The sequence below is a fragment of the Mycolicibacterium bacteremicum genome, from assembly GCF_002086115.1.
GTDB lineage: Bacteria > Actinomycetota > Actinomycetes > Mycobacteriales > Mycobacteriaceae > Mycobacterium > Mycobacterium bacteremicum.
The window spans coordinates 156,378-173,390 of sequence record NZ_MVHJ01000008.1; the positions used below are offsets into that span (position 1 = coordinate 156,378).

The following is a 17,013-nucleotide window of genomic DNA, read 5'->3' on the forward strand; positions in this document are numbered from 1 at the left end:
CCTACCATCGGGCCATGTTCCGATTCGGCATGGGCCTGCGCGACACCTCGAGCGCGGCAAAGGTGCGCGACGCCGCGCGGCAGGCCGAGGATCTCGGCTACGACGTCATCCTGGTGCCCGACCACCTCGGGGCGCCGGCACCATTCCCGGTGCTGGCCACGGTCGCCGCGGTCACCGAGACGCTGACGCTGGGCACCTTCGTCCTCAATGCGGGGTTCTACAAGCCGGCGCTGCTGGCCCGCGATGTCGCCGCGCTGCACGAACTGTCCGGCGGCCGATTCGAGGTCGGGCTGGGCGCCGGCTATGTGCGCGAGGAGTTCGACGCCGCCGAGCTGCCGTTCCTGCCGGCCCGCCGGCGCATCGAATATCTGGAACACCTCACGCAATACCTGGCCGAGCACGTCCCGGACGTTCCGATCATGATCGCCGGCGGCGGTGACCGGCTGCTCACCGTGGCGGCCCGCTGGGCGGCGATCGTCGGCGTCACCGGAGGCAGCGGTGAAGATCCACTCGCCGAACGGATTTCCTTCCTACGCGAGGCGGCCGGTGAGCGCTTCACCGATATCGAACTCAATGTGGCGATCACCGCGGTGCCCACCGACGGGTCCGGGATGCCCAACCTGTCGATGACGCGGCATTACGCACCGGACCGCACCGACGAGCAGCTGCTCACCCTGCCCGGCGTGCTGTCGGGCTCGGTGGACGAGATGGCCGCCAAGGTGCGCCGCCTGCATGACGAGTACGGCGCGCGGTATCTGGTGGTGCAGGCCGCGCACGCGGAGGCCTTCGGCAAGGTCATCGCGGCTCTGCGCTGAAAAGCACAGCGGCTCTGCGCTGACGACGCACAGCGGCTCTACGTCAGCGGACGGTGTTGCCGCCGCTGCGTTTGGCCAGATACATCGCGGCGTCCGCGCCGCCGATCAGATGCGCCAGGGTCTCGTCTCCGGTGACGGTTTCGGCGATGCCGATGCTCGCGGTCACCTGTTCGGGCAGCCCGGCGACCGCCGCGCACACGGCGGCCGCGACATCCTGCGCGGCGGCGGGCTCCGCCACGGCGACCAGGAACTCCTCGCCACCGGCGCGGCAGATCGCGGACCGGTCCGGGGTGTGTTCACGCAACGCCGCGGCAACGGCCAGGATCACCCGGTCCCCCGCGGCATGACCGAAGGTGTCGTTGATCCGCTTGAAGTCGTCGATGTCGACCATCAGCACCGCCAGACCCGCCCGCGGGTCCGCCCGGCGCAGGCGCCCCACGCTCTCTTCGAAGGCCCGGCGGTTCAGCAGCCCGGTCAACCCGTCCTCATCGGCACGCGTCGCGTAGATGCCCATCGCCCGCGACATCCCGCGCACCGCGATCGGCAGCGTCGTGTTCATGAACCAGATGACCCAGAAGGCCGAGACCGCGGTGGCGACATCGGTTTCGGCGGCCAGCCGCCGCGCCACGATGACCGCGACCACGGTGGCCAGCGCCAGATTGATCAGCAGACTGCGCGGGCTGTGCAGGAACGCGAGATAGGCACCGGTGACGGCCAGTGCCGAACAGGCCAGGGCCCCCACCCCGGGTGCGGGCTGGACCAGGCTCCACCACGCGATGAACGTGGCACCGATCAGGGCGATGGCCTCCGAGCCCCGACGGGTGGGCCAGCTGCGACACCAGAACGTGGTCATCACGATGGTGAAGACCACCGAGGCGACGCTGACCGCCAGCGCCGCCGGAGACAGGTGCCGGGGGATGATCAGGTGCGACAGCGGGACCAGCGCCGAGGACGCCGCGATGAGCACCATGATGAACTGCGCCGACCGCAACAGCCGACGCTCGCGCAGCAACGCGGTCATGGATTCGAATTGATCCGGCGTATTCCACCAGATCGCAAGCGATTTCAACCCCCTGATCGATCAACCCCACATCATCATCACGCGCCGGCCCCTGTGCGGTGACTATAGCGTGACGTGCGCCACCGTCCAGGGCAGGTTTTCCGGCCCCGGCATTCGGGAATCCCGCCAGTGCAGACGAATGGTGGAGTTGAGGACACAGCCCGCCGATCACCGACAGTGAGGAGCCGACATGGCTGACAGCAATGGTGCCGCAGAAGGTATCTCGGGCGCGGTCGAGGGCGTCAAGGGCAAGCTGAAGGAAGCGGCCGGCGCCGTGACCGGCAACGACGGCCTGCGCCGCGAGGGCGAGGCCCAGCAGGACAAGGCCGACGCGCAGCGCGACGTGGCCAAGAAGGAAGCCGAGGCGGAGGCTGCCCGCGGCGCCGCCGAGGCCAACGAGGCGCGGCAGAAGGCCGAGCAGGAGAAGTAACAGCACACTCTTTCTCAAAGGGGACAGTCCGCACGGACTGTCCCCTTTGTGTTGCCGGCTGCGGCCGGAGCGGTGGCGCGTCCCCGGTGAACTAGACTGCTGCACGCCTGTCAAAGCAGGTGCCGCCCCCGTAGCTCAGGGGATAGAGCACGGCTCTCCTAAAGCCGGTGTCGCAGGTTCGAATCCTGCCGGGGGCACTCAGGCGGGGCTCCAGACAGTCGGCCAATCCGCGACAAACAAGATCAGTCGGGCACTGCGCAGGGCTGACGTATGGGTAGGGTCGTAGGTTGTCAGCAGTTCAGGATTTCGGCGCGACCGGGGCCAATGCCCCAGGTGGGGGACAGTTACCTTTCATGCCCGCACCCCAGCATCCGCTGGCCTCTCCGGGCCTCAACGTTGCCTCACCCGCCGGGCGAGCGCAGTTGTCCCTGCTCTTGGTCGAAGACGATCGCGGTGACGCGTTGCTGGTCGAGGAACTCATCATCGACGCGGGCGCCGGGTTCGAGTTCCGCTGGGCCGAGACCATCGCCGATGCGGAGAACCTGCTCGGCCAGCACCGGCCCGATTGCGTGCTGCTGGACCTGAACCTGCCCGACGCCAACGGCATGGACGCGGTGCACCGCATCGGCCGGCTGGACTCCTCCATCCCGATCATCGTCTTGACCGGGCATTCCGACGAGCACTTCGGCGTACACGCCATGTCCTCGGGCGCCCAGGATTACCTGGTCAAGGACCGGGTCGACCCCGAGATGCTACGCCGCGCGGTGCTCTACGCCATCGAGCGCAAACGCGCCGAGATCGCGACCGTCGACCTGCACTCCAGCCAGATGCGGGCCATGGAGAACGCCCGCCTCGAACGGGGCCTGCTGCCCTCGCCGGTGCTGCTGGACTCCCCCGGCGTCGATATCGTGACCCGTTCGCGGCCGAGCCGCCAGGACGCCCTCGTCGGCGGTGATTTCTTCGATGTCGTGCAGACCCCGAACCGCACGGTGCACATCATGATCGGCGACGTCGCAGGTCATGGCCCCGATGAGGCGGCGCTCGGGGTGGCGTTGCGCATCGGCTGGCGCGCGCTGACCTTCGCCGGGCTACGCGGAAACGAAAGGATGCGCGAATTGGACCGCATCCTGACCAGCGAGCGGCCACACCGCGGAATCTTCGCCACGCTGTCCAGCGTCGCGCTGGAACCCGACACCGGCGAGTACACCGTGCTGCGCGCGGGCCACCCGGGGCTGCTGCTGCAAGGCGGCGGGACGGTGGAGTGGATCGAACCGGTCGCCGGGAAGGCGCTCGGGCTGGGCGCCCGGGAGTGGCCGGTCAACAACTACCGGCTCCCCGAGAATCATGGACTGGTCTTTCTGACCGACGGGCTCTTCGAGGGCCACTCCGGCCGCGGCGACGAACGCCTGGGCGAGCATGGTCTGCTCACCATGGCCCAGTCGCTGGCCACCCTGCCCGGATCGGACTTCGTCGAAGCGCTCATCGAGCACGCCGAGGCCCGGGCCCATCAGCACGGCGGGCTCACCGATGACATCGCAGTGATACGGGTGGAACGATCATCGACATGAAGCTGACGGTGCAGGGGTGGCAGAACCTGGTCCTCGCAGTCATCGGCACGGCGGTGCTGGCCTGCGCGATCGCCACCGCCATTCTGGTGAGCCAGGCCGACAAGGTGTCCAACCGCATCCGCGACGGCGTGCAGCCCGCGCGCGTCGCCGCATACCAATTGCAGGCGGCGTTGCGCGATCAGGAGACCGCGGTCCGGGGCTACGTGATCAGCGCCGACGACCGGTTCCTCGAGCCCTACAATGCCGGCCGCACCGCGGAAGTCACTGCGGCAGAAGACATCCGACGCAGCCTTGCGCACCATCCCGACCTCCTTGTCGACCTCGACAACATCGAGGCCGCCGCGCAGACCTGGCGTGTCGAGTACGCCGATCCGCTACTGGCCAGTGCCACCCCCACCCGCCCCGACGATGACGCCGGGATCGAGGAGGGCAAGGCGCTCTTCGACCGCCTCCGCGCGCTTTTCACGGTCCAGAACGATCACCTCACCGAGGCCCGCGCGGCGGGACTGGCCCAGCTCGACCAGATCCGCAGCTGGCGCGACGCCGCCCTGATCGCCATGATCCTGGCGTTCGTCACGACCGCGATCCTGCTCGCGGTCGTCATGCGCACCGCGGTCAACAAGCCACTGTCCAACCTGGCCGCGGCGTGCCGGCGGATCACCCAGGGCAACTTCGGTGAACGCATCATTCCCAGCGGCCCCAAGGACATTCGCGCGATGGCCGCCGACGTAGAGGACATGCGCCAGCGCATCGTCGACGAGCTGGAAACCTCGCGGGCCGCCCGCGCGGCGCTCGACGAGCAGGCCGATGAACTGCGCCGGTCGAACGCCGAGCTGGAGCAGTTCGCCTATGTCGCCTCCCATGATCTGCAGGAGCCGCTGCGCAAGGTTGCCTCGTTCTGCCAGCTGCTGGAGAAGCGCTACGGCGACAAACTGGACGAACGCGGCACCGAATACATCGGTTTCGCCGTCGACGGCGCCAAGCGGATGCAGATCCTGATCAACGACCTGCTGACGTTCTCACGGGTGGGCCGGCTCAATTCGACCACCACCGAGGTCCCGCTGGACGCCGCCGTCGACGCCGCGATGAGTAACCTCAGCAGCACGATCGAGGAGTCCGGGGCCGAGATCATCCGTCCGAACGAGCCGCTGCCCACCATCGACGGCGACCCCACCCTGCTGATCATGGTGTGGCAGAACCTGATCGGCAACGCCGTCAAGTTCCACCGCGCGGGCGTCGCGCCACGGGTGCTGATCGACTTCCGCGACGGCACCGGCGAGGACGCCGAGAACTGGGTGTTCACCGTCACCGACAACGGCATCGGGATCAGCGCCGAGTTCGTCGACAAGGTGTTCGTCATCTTCCAGCGTCTGCACGGCCGGGATGCCTACACTGGCACCGGTATCGGGCTCGCACTGTGCAAGAAGATCGTCGAGTACCACGGCGGCACCATCTACATCGACACCGACTACACCGACGGCACGCGGTTCGTGTTCACCTTGCCCAAGACCCCCATCACCGAGCCCAACCTGGCGCCCGACGCGGTGCCCGAACCCCAGCTGGAAGGAACCACCCGATGAAGCTCCCCGACGACGGTCGCGCCATCGACATCCTGCTCGTCGAGGACGATCCCGGCGACGAGCTGATCACCCGGGAAGCCTTCGAGCACAACAAGATCAAGAACAATCTGCACGTCGCCCACGATGGGCAGGAGGGCCTGGACTTTCTGTACCGGCGCGGCGAATACGCCGATGCGCCGCGCCCGGACCTGATCCTGCTCGACCTGAACCTGCCCAAGTACGACGGTCGGCAGCTGCTGGAGCAGATCAAGAACGACGAGAACCTGTGCCACATCCCGATCGTCGTGCTGACCACCTCCTCGGCCGAAGAGGACATCCTGCGCAGCTACAAGCTGCACGCCAACGCCTATGTGACCAAGCCGGTGGACCTGGACCAGTTCATGAGCGCGGTGCGACAGATCGACGAGTTCTTCGTCCAGGTGGTGCGGCTACCGCAGTTCTGAGCTGAGCCCCTGCGGGATGTGATCCCACCGCAGCCGGACGCAGGTCCCGGCGGCCGTGGTGTCGATATCGGCATCGTCGGCCAAGGCATGGATCAGCGGTAGACCCCGTCCCCGCGCGGTGCTCACCATGGACTCGTCCTTGGTCCGCCACCGGCCTTCGTCGGAGACGGTGACGGTCAGACTGCCGAGCCCGGAATCATAGTCGGCCTTCAGGTGCATCAGGCCGGGCTGCCCGGCCCCCACGTAGGCGAACTCGGCGGCGTTGGCCAATGCCTCGTAGACGGCCAGCAACACATCGCTGGACTTCTCGGGGTCCAACCGGAAGTGGGTCCGCAGCCACTGCGCGAACTCTTCACGCACCTGGGCGGCGAGTTGCGGGTCGGCGACGACGCCGACCTTGGCGAAGCTTGCGGAGGCGCCTTGCTCTGTCATATCGACCTGCTGGCTACCCGTTCCGCGGAGTTTCTAACTCTGCAATGCGGCCAGCGCCTCGTCGAGCGTGGCGTAGAGGTCGACGATGTCCGCGATGCCGACCAACTTCAGCGGACGGCTGGTGGCCGGCCCGTCGGCAACGACGCTCAGCTTGACCGCCGGCGCCAGGTCACCGTGGGCGGCAACGAGCACACCCATGCCCGCCGAGGCCAGGAATTCCACGGCGGTGAAGTCGACGACCACGGCCGACGGCGAGCTCTGCGCGGCGGCGTTGATCGCCGCCTCCAGCTTCGGTGCCGTCAGCATGTCGACCGTTCCGCTCACAGCAACCACGCTGATATCGCCGACCCGACGTTCCTCGACCTCCCCGACAGCCGCAGCACGGCTGGGAGCGGGGTCTTGCTGGCTACTCATCGATACCTCCGACATTCCTGACCCACCCGTAGGTGGCAACCGCCAAAGTCTATCCGGACTACCTGGCCCTGCCGCCAACCCGGTATTCGCGTCTAGCTGCAGATATCGGCCACTGTGCGCAGCCACCGTCGTTCGTACAGGTCAGCGGCTGTGTAGTTCGGCGCACAAGCGGGTACAGAAATTCGCATGCGGATGCTGGGGGCCATTCTCGCGGCCGTCGCTCTGCTGGCCACCCTGTCGTGTTCGCCGGGTCAGCGCGTCGATCTCGGGCAGGGGTCGGGCAACCTCATCGCGGTCATCGCCGGTGAGCCCGACCAGCTCGATCCGCACAAGACCAGCGCCTACTTCTCGTTCGAGGTGCTGGAGAACGTCTTCGACACCCTGGTGGAGCCGGCCGCCGACCTGACCATGGCGCCGGCGCTGGCGCAGTCCTGGGAAACCTCCCCGGACCAGCTGACCTGGACCTTCCAGTTGCGCCCCGGGGTGCGGTTCCACGACGGCAGCCCGTTCACCGCCGCCGACGTCGTCTACTCCTACCGGCGCATCATCGACGAGCAGCTGTCCACGGTCGACAAGTTCAGCGCCGTCACCGCCGTCGAGGCCGTCGGTGATCTGACCGTCCGGATCACACTGTCCCGGCCCACCCCGAATCTGCTGACCAACCTGGGTGGCTTCAAGGGCATGGCGATCGTGTCCCGCCGCAATGTCGAGGACGGTTCGATCGCCACCCACCCGATCGGCACCGGACCGTTCGCCTTCACCGGCCGCCAGAGCGGCGACTCGATCACGCTGACCGCGAACCCCGACTTCTGGGGCGGCCCCCCGAAACTGCCCGGGGTGACCTTCCGGTTCATCAGCGAGACGTCCACGGCGCTGGCGGCCCTGCAGGCCGGCGAGGTCGACTGGACCGATGCGGTGCCCGCCCAGCGCGTGCCGCAGCTGCGCGGCGACGACTCACTGCGCCTGGCCGTGACCCCGAGCAACGACTACTGGTACTTCGCGCTGAACGCGGCGCGGGCGCCATGGAACGATGTCCGGGTCCGCCAGGCCGTCGCCTACGCCGTCGACCGGCCGTCCATCGTGCAGGCGACCAGCTACGGCACGGCGCAGGCCAACCAGCTGGCCATCCCCGAGGGCAACCCGTGGTTCACCGGCTACGACCGCTACAGCCGGGACATCGACCGGGCCAAGGCGCTGTTGGCCGAGGCCGGCGCCGCCCCGCAGCGGATGGACATGCTGGTCACCAGCGAATACCCGCAGACGGTGACGGCGGCCCAGGTCGTCGCCGACAACCTGGAACCGCTGGGCATCACCGTCGACATCCGCACCGTCGACTTCGCGACCTGGCTCGACGAGCAGAACAATGGCAACTTCGACATGCTCATGATGGGCTGGCTGGGCAACATCGACCCGGATGACTTCTATTACGCCCAGCACCACACCGACGGCGCGAACAACGCCCAGAAGTTCTCCGACCCCCGCGTCGACGCCGCACTGGACGCCGGCCGCACGCAGACCAATCCGCAGGCGCGCAAACAGGATTACGCCACCGCGGCAACGCTGATCGCCGACGGGGTGAGCTACATCTTCCTCTACAACCCGGCGGTCATCCAGGCCTGGACCCCGAGCCTGACCGGTTACGAGGCCCGCCGCGACAAGGCCATCCGGTTCCGCGACGCCGCACTGGCCCCCGGGGGCGCGGCCTCGTGACGATCGTGCGATTCCTGGCGCGGCGACTCGCCTACTCGGCGGCGGTACTGGTCGGGGTGCTGATCGTGGTCTTCGCGCTGGTGCACCTGGTGCCCGGCGACCCGGTGCGCATCGCGCTGGGCACCCGGTACACCCCGGAGGCCTACGCGGCGCTGCGGGCCGCCAGCGGTCTGGACGAGCCGATGGCCGCGCAGTTCTTCGGGTATCTCGGCAACGCGGTGACCGGCGACCTCGGCGTCAGCTTCCGCAACGGCGACCCGGTCACCGCGATCCTGCTGGAGCGTCTGCCGGCCACGGTGTCACTGGCGCTGGTCGGCATCCCGCTGGCCTTGCTGATCGCGCTGCCGGCCGGGACGTGGGCGGCGCTGCACGAGGGCCGCGGCAGCGATGCGCTCGTCCGGGTGACCAGCCAGTTCGGGGTCTCGGTCCCGGACTTCTGGCTGGGCATCCTGCTGATCTCGCTGTTCTCCACGACGCTGGGCTGGCTGCCGACGTCGGGCTACCGACCGCTGTTGGAGGATCCGGGCGGCTGGGTGCGGCACATCATCCTGCCCGGGCTGACGGTGGGTCTGGTGGCCGCGGCGATCATGACCCGTTACATCCGGTCGGCCGTGTTGGAGGTGGCGGCCATGGGCTATGTGCGCACCGCACGGTCCAAGGGCCTGCCGCCGCGCACGGTGACGCTGCGCCACACCGTGCGCAATGCGCTGGTGCCGATTCTGACCATCACCGGAATCCAGTTGGGCACCATCCTGGGCGGTGTCATCGTCGTCGAGGTCGTGTTCGCCTGGCCCGGTCTGGGTCGGCTGGTCTACACCTCGGTGGCCGCCCGCGACTATCCGGTCATCCAGGGCGCGGTGTTGTTGATCGCGGTGGCGTTTCTGGCGATCAATCTGCTGGTGGACCTGCTGTACGCGATCGTCGACCCGAGGATCCGGCTGTCATGACCCGAGTGAACGCCTGGCGGCTGTTGGCCGGTAATCCGGTGACCGTGCTCAGCGCGCTGGTACTGGCCGTGGTGGTGGTGATCAGCGTTGCCGCGCAATGGATCACACCGTACGGCGTCAACGATGTCGATGTCCCCCAGGCCCTGCAGGCGCCCAGCGGCGCGCACTGGTTCGGCACCGACGAACTGGGCCGCGACGTGCTGTCGCGGGTGATGGTCGCCGTGCAGGCCTCGATGAAGGTGGCGGTGGTCAGTGTCGCGTTCGCCGCGGTCGTCGGGGTGACGGTGGGCGTGATCGCGGGGTATCTGGCCGGGCGCGAGGGCGGCTGGCTGGACACCGTGCTGATGCGGATCGTCGACGTGATGTTCGCCTTCCCGGTGCTGTTGCTGGCGCTGGCCATCGTCGCGGTGCTGGGCCCCGGCATCGGCACCACCATGCTGGCCATCGGGGTCGTCTACACGCCGATCTTCGCCCGCGTCGCGCGGGCCAGCACGCTGTCGGTACGCGTGGAACCCTATGTCTCCGTGTCCTACACGATGGGCACCGGCACCCGCTACATCCTGACCCGGCACATCCTGCCGAACATCAGCGGACCGCTGATCGTGCAGACCTCGCTGTCGCTGGCGTTCGCGATCCTGGCCGAGGCGGCGCTGTCCTTCCTCGGGTTGGGTATCCAGCCGCCGCAGCCCTCGCTGGGCCGGATGATCTTCGACGCGCAGGGCTTCGTGACGCTGGCGTGGTGGATGGCGGTGTTCCCCGGCCTGGCCATCTTCCTGATCGTGCTGGCGCTGAATCTGCTCGGCGATGGACTGCGTGATGTGCTGGATCCCAAGCAGCGCACCATGATCGAGGCCCGGAGGGCGCGGTGATGAGCGCTCGCGCGAAGAACGGACAGTCTGCGAGCATCCTGGCGATCGACGACCTCGGCGTACGGATCGGGCGCCGCGAGATCGTGCGGGGCGTGTCGTTGACGGTCGAACCCGAGCAGACGGTGGGCATCGTCGGGGAGTCCGGGTCGGGCAAGTCCATGACGGTGCTGGCGGCCACCGGACTGCTGGACGCGCCCGGCGCCGTGGTGACCGGGTCCAGTGTGCTCGGCGGCGAGCAGGAGATCATCGGCGCGTCGGCGCGGGTGTTGCGGGCATTGCACGGTGGCCGGATCGGCTTCGTCTTCCAGGATCCCGGGACATCGCTGAACCCGTTGCTGACCATCGAACGCCAGATCACCGAATCGCTGGAGACCCACCGCCGGCTGACCCGGCGCGCGGCGCGCGACCGGGCCCTGGAACTGCTGACCGCGGTGGGGTTGCCGGCTCCCGCCGAGCGGCTGCAGTCCTATCCGCACCAGCTCTCCGGTGGCCAACGGCAGCGGGTGATGGTCGCGATCGCGCTGGCCTGTGACCCCGAGCTGCTGATCGCCGACGAGCCGACCACCGCGCTGGACGTCACCACGCAGGCCCAGATCATCGCGATGGTGCGGGATCTACAACGCGATTTCGGCACGGCGGTGGTGTGGATCAGCCACGATCTGGGTGTCATCGGTGAGGTGGCCGACACGGTGACCGTGTTGCACGACGGCGCCGTCGTCGAGCAGGGTGCGGTCGAGGCCATCTTCGACGAACCCCGCCAGGACTACACCCGCGAACTGCTGGCGGCCCGGCCGCTGCTCGACGGGGCCGGCCCGCGGACGGCGCCCGCGGACGCCGAGGTGCTGCTGGCCGTGCAGGGTCTGGATGTGCGCTATTCCGGTGTGCACGCGGTCGACGACGTGTCTTTCGAGATCCGCCGCGGCGCCACGCTGGGGCTGGTGGGCGAATCCGGCTCGGGCAAGTCGACCGTCGCCGCGGCGCTGACCGGTCTGGTCACACCGCACGGCGGTTCCGCACGCCTGGACGGTGTCGATGTTCTCGGCCGCCGGGCCGACCGGCGGCGCATCAGCATGGTGTTCCAGGACCCGTTCGCCTCGCTCAATCCCCGGATGGCCGTGGGCGTCTCGATCGAGGAGCCGCTGGTGGTGCACGGGTTGGCCGACGGTCGCGCGCAGCGCCGGGCCCGGGTGGCCGAACTGCTGGACATGGTGGGACTGGATCCCGACTTCGCCACCCGCTATCCACACGAGCTCTCCGGCGGGCAACGCCAGCGCATCAGCATCGCGCGGGCGTTGGCGGTGCAGCCGGATCTGCTGATCCTCGACGAGGCCACTGCGGCGCTGGATGTCTCGGTGCAGGCGAAGGTGCTCGATCTGTTGGCCCGTCTACAGGACGAGCTGAACCTGACCTATCTGTTCATCGGTCACGATCTGGCGGTCATCGAACGGATGAGCCACGACGTGCTGGTGCTGCAGTCGGGTCGCACCGTCGAATACCGCAGTGCGGCCGAGCTGTTCAGCGCACCCGAGCAGGACTACACCCGAGCTCTGTTGGCGGCAGTTCCCCCGGCACGGCCGACTCGGTCCTGACCTCGCGGAAGTGGCCCAGCTCCGAGGCGAGCAACGCGATCAGGATGGAGGCCGACGCGGCGGCCAGCAGCACCGCGAAGCCGTAGGGCAGGGTGGCCGCACCGATCAGCGGTGCGATCGAGATGCCGATGTACATCGCGGTCGAATACCAGGCCAGCGCGACACCGGCATAGCGGGCGTCGATGACGGCCAGCCGGTACTGGATGGCCACCGAGGCCGCCGTCCCGGCCACCCCGGAGCAGGCGAAGACCGCCGCGGTGGCGACCATCGACTGGTGCGCCGGGATGAGTGTGAGGAAGGCCGCGCACTGGACGACCAGGACGACCTGCAGGGTGCGCCGGCTGCCGATGCGGTCCGAGAGCCGGCCGCCCAGGAAGTTCCCGGCGATCCCGGCCATGCCGTACACCAGCAGCAGCAGCGCCGTGCGTGAGCTGTCGCCACCGGTCGCCTCGTGGGTGATGACCGCGCTGAAGATGTAGACCATGTTGAAGGCCAACATCATCAGCAGGGATGCGGCGACGGCGAACACGATGTGCCGGTTGCGCATCACCGCGGCCCGGTCGCGCAGGCTCACCCCGTCGGCGCCGGGCACGCCGCGCACGACGAGCAGCAGCACCGGCGCCAGCACAGCGGCCAACCCGGCCAGCAGTGCCAGCGGCAGCCGCCAGTCGCCGACAGCGGCCAGCGCGGTACCGATGGGCGATCCGATCGCCATGGCGAGCGTGAAGCCCATCCCCACCAGGGCGATAGCCCGCCCGCGTACCTCGGCGGGCACCAGCACCGGCGCCACCGCGATGGCCGTCGGCACCAGCGCGGCACCGCCGAGGGCGGCGATCACCCGGCCCGCGGTGAAGACGGCGAAGGTGCCGGCGGCCGCGGCCAGGAATGTTCCGATGGCGATGAGAATCAGCCCGGCGGCCATCACCCGCTGCTGGGGCATGCGACCGCAGGCCACCGACACCACCGGGGAGGCGACGGCCACCACGGCGGCATAGACCGAGATGGCGTAGCCGACCGTTCCGGGGCCGACGCCCAGACCCTGCCCGATCTTCGGGAGCAGGCCGGCGATGACGAAGGCGTTGGTACCGACGATGAAGAGCGCGAGTGCGAGCAGGCTCAGGCGCAGGGTGTTGGCTCTGCCCAGGCGCGTCGTCACGGTACCTCAGCGTACCGGCACCGGGCGGTTCTGCTGGACCGTCGACGGTGCATCAGGACCGTGATCTCGGCCATCTTCTCGATCTGTGTGCACCGTCGGCGCGAACGTCACGCGGCGTCGGCGTCGAGTTCCTCCATTTACGCGTTCATACCGCCTCCAACGCAAGCAACCTCGCCTTGACCGCCGCCCCACCGGCATATTGACCGATCGATCCGTCGGTGCGGACCACGCGGTGGCACGGAATCACCAACGGCAGTGGGTTGTGCCCACAGGCGCTGCCGACCGCACGAACCGCCTTGGGGTTGCCGACAGCGGCGGCGATGGCGGCGTAACTCGCCCGGTGCCCGTAGCCGATGTGGCGCAGCTGCTCGACGACCGTGCGGCGGAACCCGTCAGCGAGCCGTAGGTCCAGCGGCAGGTCGAACGCCCTCAGGGCGCCGGCCAGGTACTGCTCGATCTGGCTGGCGGCATCGTCGAGCCGGGCCGGGGCGCGCAGCACCCGGGGGCTGACCTTGTCCGAGAGCCGTTGCAGCTCGGCCTCTTCGGTGGCCTGCTCCAGAAAGGCCACCCGTACCAGCCCGGTGGTCGTCGCCGCGAGCAACAGCGGGCCCACCGACGTGTCGACGGTCCGGTAGGCCACATCGAGCACACCGGTACGCTGCGCATCGCCGGCCAGCTTGGCGCGCAGTCGCGCCAGGGTGGCGTCGTCGGCGGTCAGCCGATCGAAGATCTCGGTCACAGAGCCTCCTCCAGGTAGGTGGTGCGCAGGGTCTTGAGGCCGTCGGCGGCGGCGCGGCGGGCGGCCTCGGTGGTGCCGCCGAGAAGGCCGGCGATCTCGGCATAGGGCAACCCGGCCAGATAGCGATAGGCCAGCGTGCGGCGTTGTTTGTCGGGCAGTGTCCCCAGCGCCGCCCACAGGTCGGGGTCGTAGCTGTCGGAGCGTCCGGCATCGGGTAGGCGCTCGACAGGGGCGGGAGCCCGGGTCAGGGTGCGGCCGACATCGATGGCGCGGCGGTGCGCGATGGTCACCAGCCAGGCCTCCACATTGGCGTGCGGGTCGAGCCCGGGGTAGGCGCGCATGGCCGACAGGAAGGTCTCCGACCAGGCGTCCTCGGCATCGGCCGGGCCCAGAACGGCCCGGCATACCCGCAGCACCATCGGGCCGTACTCGGTCACGATGTCTTCGAACGGTCGCACTCTCACATTGTGTAGACGGCCGGCGACAGCGGAACGTGAGATCGGTCCTCGAGTAACTCTCTTAGTTGTAGTAGCGTGCTCCCATGGCCGCCAACGTGTGGATCCTCGGGGGCTACCAGAGCGACTTCGCGCGCAATGTGCACCGCGAGGGCGGCGACTTGGCTTCCCTCACCGCCGAGGTGGTCCGGGAGACGCTGGCCGCCGCCGCGACGCGCGCCGCCGACATCGGGGTCGTCCACCTCGCCAATGCCTTCGGCGAACTGTTCGCCCATCAGGGTCACCTCGGCGCGATGCCGGCCACCGTCGACGATCAGCTGTGGGGCACCCCCGCCACCAGGCACGAGGCGGCCTGCGCCTCCGGCAGCGCCGCGGTGCTGGCGGCCATCGCCGATCTGGGCTCGGGCGCCTACACCAGCGCCCTGGTCGTCGGCGTCGAACTGGAGAAGACGGTCCCCGGCGACACCGCGGCCCGGAACCTCGGCGCGGCCGCCTGGACCGGACACGAGGGCCGGCACGCCACCTTCATGTGGCCGCACATGTTCTCCGAGATTGCCGACGAATACGACCGCCGCTACGGCCTCGACGACATACACCTGGACGCCATCTCCGCGCTGAACTACCGCAACGCCCGCGCCAACCCGAATGCCCAGACCCGGGCATGGCAGATCGATACGACATCCAATCCCGTTGTCGAGGGCCGCATCCGACGACTGGACTGCAGCCAGATGACCGACGGCGGGGCCGGCCTGGTGCTGGTGTCGGATGCATACCTTCGCGATCATCCCGCGGCGCGACCGATCGGGCTGATCGCCGGCTGGGGCCATCGCACCGTCGGTCTGGGCCTGCAGCAGAAGCTGGACCGCTCCGACGAGTACGTCTTCCCGCATGTCCGGCAGGCCGCACTCGATGCCTTCGCCCGTGCCCGGGTCGACCTCGACGGCATCGACGGGTTCGAGGTACACGACTGCTTCACGCCGAGTGAGTATCTGGCCATCGACCACCTCGGCCTCACCGGGCCGGGCGAATCGTGGAAGGCCATCGAGAACGGGGAGATCGAGATCGGCGGCCGGCTGCCGATCAATCCGGGCGGCGGGCTGATCGGCGGCGGACATCCGGTCGGCGCAACCGGTGTCCGGATGGTCCTCGATGCCGCCGAACAGGTCGCCGGCACCGCCGGTGACCATCAGGTCGACGGTGCGAAGACGTTCGGCACCTTGAACTTCGGCGGCAGTACCGCCACCACGATCAGCTTCGTCGTCGGCTCTGCCAAGGAGGTCGGATGAACACCGACGTGGTCGCCAAGTATCTGTCGACGTTGCCCGAGGACGACGACCATCCCTACCGCACCGGTCCCTGGCGACCGCAGACCTGCGAGTGGGATGCCGATGATCTGACCGTCGTGGCGGGTGAGATCCCGACCGACCTGGACGGGGTGTACCTGCGCAACACCGAGAACCCGTTGCACCCGGCGTTCAAGGCCTACCACCCGTTCGACGGTGACGGCATGCTGCACATCGTCGGTTTCGGTGACGGAAAGGCGTTCTACCGCAACAGGTTCGTCAAAACCGACGGGTTCCTGGCCGAGTACGAGGCGGGCGGTCCGCTGTGGCCCGGTATCGCCGAGCCCGTCGAACTGGCCCGTCGCGATCACGGCTGGGGTGCCCGCACCCTGATGAAGGACGCGTCGAGCACCGATGTGACGGTGCACCGCGGGGTTGCGCTGACGAGTTTCTACCAGTGCGGTGACATCTACCGTGTCGACCCGCGCACCGGCGATATGCTCGACAAGCCACAGTGGACCCCGGCCGGACCCGGCGTGTCGGCACATCCCAAGGTCGATGACGCGACCGGCGAACTGCTGTTCTTCAACTACGGCAAGGACGCGCCCTACCTGCACTACGGCGTCGTGGACGAGACCGACACCCTGGTGCACTACGTCGATGTCGAGCTACCCGGGCCGCGCCTGCCGCATGATATGGCGTTCACCGAGAATTACGTCATCCTCAACGACTTTCCGCTGTTCTGGGACGCCGATTTCCTCAAGCACAACGCCCATGTCCCGCGCCTGCACCGCGATATGCCGTCCCGCTTCGCCGTTCTGCCGCGCCGCGGTACCAACGCCGACGTCAGGTGGTTCGAAGCCGACACCACCTACGTGTTGCACTTCACCAATGCCTTCGAGAACGGCGACGAGATCGTGCTGGACGGGTTCTTCCAGGGGGAACCCGAGCCGGTCTCCGGCGTGGAGAACGGTATGGATCCGAAGTGGCAGCGCATCTTCCGCGGCCTGTCACTGGACGGCATGCAGACCCGTCTGCACCGCTGGCGGTTCAACCTCGTCACCGGCGCCACCCGCGAGGAGCAGCTGTCCGATAGCCTCACCGAGTTCGGGATGATCAACTCCGCGTTCGCCGGTCGCCCGTACCGCTACGCCTATGCCGCCACCGGCAAGCCGGGCTGGTTCCTGTTCGACGGCCTGGTCCGCCATGATCTGCAGACCGGGTCCGAGGAGCGCTACAGCTTCGGCGACGGCGTCTACGGCAGCGAGACGGCGATGGCTCCCCGGGTGGGTGGCAGCGGCGAGGACGACGGGTACCTGGTCACCATCACGACCGACATGCCCGCCGATGCCTCCTACTGCCTGGTGTTCGACGCCGCCCGGGTATCCGACGGTCCGGTATGCAAACTGCAACTGCCGGAACGGGTTTCCAGCGGAACCCACTCCACCTGGGCTGCGGGCGACGAACTCCGACGCTGGGTGTGACCAGGACGGGCCCGGGCCCCGGGGACACCAATGCCGTGG

17 protein-coding genes and 1 tRNA gene are annotated in these 17,013 nt (G+C 68.5%); 12 read left to right on the forward strand and 6 right to left on the reverse strand.

Going from position 1 to position 17,013, the window contains the following annotated elements:
• Positions 1-14 precede the first annotated feature (14 nt).
• The gene (locus tag BST17_RS12100; protein ID WP_083058152.1) at positions 15-815 is read left to right on the forward strand and encodes a TIGR03621 family F420-dependent LLM class oxidoreductase; all 801 of its coding nucleotides are present in this window, start codon (positions 15-17) and stop codon (positions 813-815) included.
• A gap of 43 nt (positions 816-858) precedes the next feature.
• Here the strand turns inward: BST17_RS12100 and BST17_RS12105 are convergent, their stop codons facing one another.
• Positions 859-1,836 (reverse strand): GGDEF domain-containing protein, encoded by a 978-nt coding sequence (locus BST17_RS12105; protein WP_083058153.1) that lies wholly within the window; start codon positions 1,834-1,836, stop codon positions 859-861.
• A gap of 229 nt (positions 1,837-2,065) precedes the next feature.
• Here BST17_RS12105 and mbp1 point away from each other — a divergent pair, with 229 nt between their 5' ends.
• The 5 genes from mbp1 (at position 2,066) to BST17_RS12130 (ending at position 5,896) form a co-directional block, all read left to right on the forward strand.
• Entirely contained in the window at positions 2,066-2,305 is a 240-nt protein-coding gene (gene mbp1, locus BST17_RS12110; protein WP_083058155.1) for a microaggregate-binding protein 1, read from the forward strand.
• A gap of 124 nt (positions 2,306-2,429) precedes the next feature.
• Positions 2,430-2,502, forward strand: a tRNA-Arg gene (locus BST17_RS12115).
• A 156-nt stretch (positions 2,503-2,658) separates the two neighbouring features.
• Positions 2,659-3,873, forward strand: a complete 1,215-nt coding sequence (locus tag BST17_RS12120) for a PP2C family protein-serine/threonine phosphatase (protein WP_083058156.1) — start codon at positions 2,659-2,661, stop codon at positions 3,871-3,873.
• Entirely contained in the window at positions 3,870-5,453 is a 1,584-nt protein-coding gene (locus BST17_RS12125; protein ID WP_083058158.1) for a sensor histidine kinase, read from the forward strand. Before BST17_RS12120 ends, BST17_RS12125 begins: the two co-directional genes overlap by 4 nt.
• A complete protein-coding gene (locus BST17_RS12130) occupies positions 5,450-5,896 on the forward strand; it encodes a response regulator (protein ID WP_083058159.1) in 447 nt (148 codons plus the stop codon). Before BST17_RS12125 ends, BST17_RS12130 begins: the two co-directional genes overlap by 4 nt.
• On the opposite strand, the gene BST17_RS12135 is transcribed toward BST17_RS12130, so the two are convergent.
• On the reverse strand, positions 5,882-6,328 hold the full coding sequence (locus BST17_RS12135) for an ATP-binding protein (protein WP_083058161.1): 447 nt from the start codon (positions 6,326-6,328) through the stop codon (positions 5,882-5,884). The two genes, BST17_RS12130 and BST17_RS12135, sit on opposite strands and share 15 nt — an antisense overlap.
• A gap of 33 nt (positions 6,329-6,361) precedes the next feature.
• Complete coding sequence (locus BST17_RS12140; RefSeq protein WP_083058303.1) at positions 6,362-6,742, reverse strand: STAS domain-containing protein; 381 nt, start codon at positions 6,740-6,742, stop codon at positions 6,362-6,364.
• Positions 6,743-6,928: 186 nt separating this feature from the next.
• On the opposite strand from BST17_RS12140, the gene BST17_RS12145 reads away from it, so the two are divergent.
• The 4 genes from BST17_RS12145 to BST17_RS12160 are packed head-to-tail and all read left to right on the forward strand — an operon-like array spanning position 6,929 to position 11,857.
• The gene (locus tag BST17_RS12145) at positions 6,929-8,452 is read left to right on the forward strand and encodes an ABC transporter substrate-binding protein (RefSeq protein ID WP_083058163.1); all 1,524 of its coding nucleotides are present in this window, start codon (positions 6,929-6,931) and stop codon (positions 8,450-8,452) included.
• Positions 8,449-9,399 (forward strand): ABC transporter permease, encoded by a 951-nt coding sequence (locus BST17_RS12150; RefSeq protein ID WP_083058164.1) that lies wholly within the window; start codon positions 8,449-8,451, stop codon positions 9,397-9,399. Before BST17_RS12145 ends, BST17_RS12150 begins: the two co-directional genes overlap by 4 nt.
• Positions 9,396-10,268, forward strand: a complete 873-nt coding sequence (locus BST17_RS12155; RefSeq protein WP_083058166.1) for an ABC transporter permease — start codon at positions 9,396-9,398, stop codon at positions 10,266-10,268. The genes BST17_RS12150 and BST17_RS12155 overlap by 4 nt, the downstream gene beginning before the upstream one ends.
• A complete protein-coding gene (locus BST17_RS12160; RefSeq protein ID WP_083058168.1) occupies positions 10,268-11,857 on the forward strand; it encodes an ABC transporter ATP-binding protein in 1,590 nt (529 codons plus the stop codon). Before BST17_RS12155 ends, BST17_RS12160 begins: the two co-directional genes overlap by 1 nt.
• On the opposite strand, the gene BST17_RS12165 is transcribed toward BST17_RS12160, so the two are convergent.
• The 3 genes from BST17_RS12165 to BST17_RS12175 form a co-directional block, all read right to left on the reverse strand.
• Positions 11,784-13,013 (reverse strand): MFS transporter, encoded by a 1,230-nt coding sequence (locus tag BST17_RS12165; protein WP_083058169.1) that lies wholly within the window; start codon positions 13,011-13,013, stop codon positions 11,784-11,786. The genes BST17_RS12160 and BST17_RS12165 overlap by 74 nt on opposite strands.
• 145 nt (positions 13,014-13,158) lie before the next feature.
• Positions 13,159-13,752 carry a methylated-DNA--[protein]-cysteine S-methyltransferase gene (locus BST17_RS12170; RefSeq protein WP_083058171.1) on the reverse strand — a complete coding sequence of 198 codons (594 nt, stop codon included), beginning with the start codon at positions 13,750-13,752 and terminating at the stop codon, positions 13,159-13,161.
• Positions 13,749-14,210 carry an RNA polymerase sigma factor gene (locus BST17_RS12175; protein WP_207573623.1) on the reverse strand — a complete coding sequence of 154 codons (462 nt, stop codon included), beginning with the start codon at positions 14,208-14,210 and terminating at the stop codon, positions 13,749-13,751. Before BST17_RS12175 ends, BST17_RS12170 begins: the two co-directional genes overlap by 4 nt.
• Positions 14,211-14,293: 83 nt before the next feature.
• Here BST17_RS12175 and BST17_RS12180 point away from each other — a divergent pair, with 83 nt between their 5' ends.
• Entirely contained in the window at positions 14,294-15,493 is a 1,200-nt protein-coding gene (locus BST17_RS12180; RefSeq protein WP_083058173.1) for an acetyl-CoA acetyltransferase, read from the forward strand.
• A complete protein-coding gene (locus tag BST17_RS12185; protein WP_083058174.1) occupies positions 15,490-16,974 on the forward strand; it encodes a carotenoid oxygenase family protein in 1,485 nt (494 codons plus the stop codon). Before BST17_RS12180 ends, BST17_RS12185 begins: the two co-directional genes overlap by 4 nt.
• Positions 16,975-17,013: the final 39 nt, after the last annotated feature.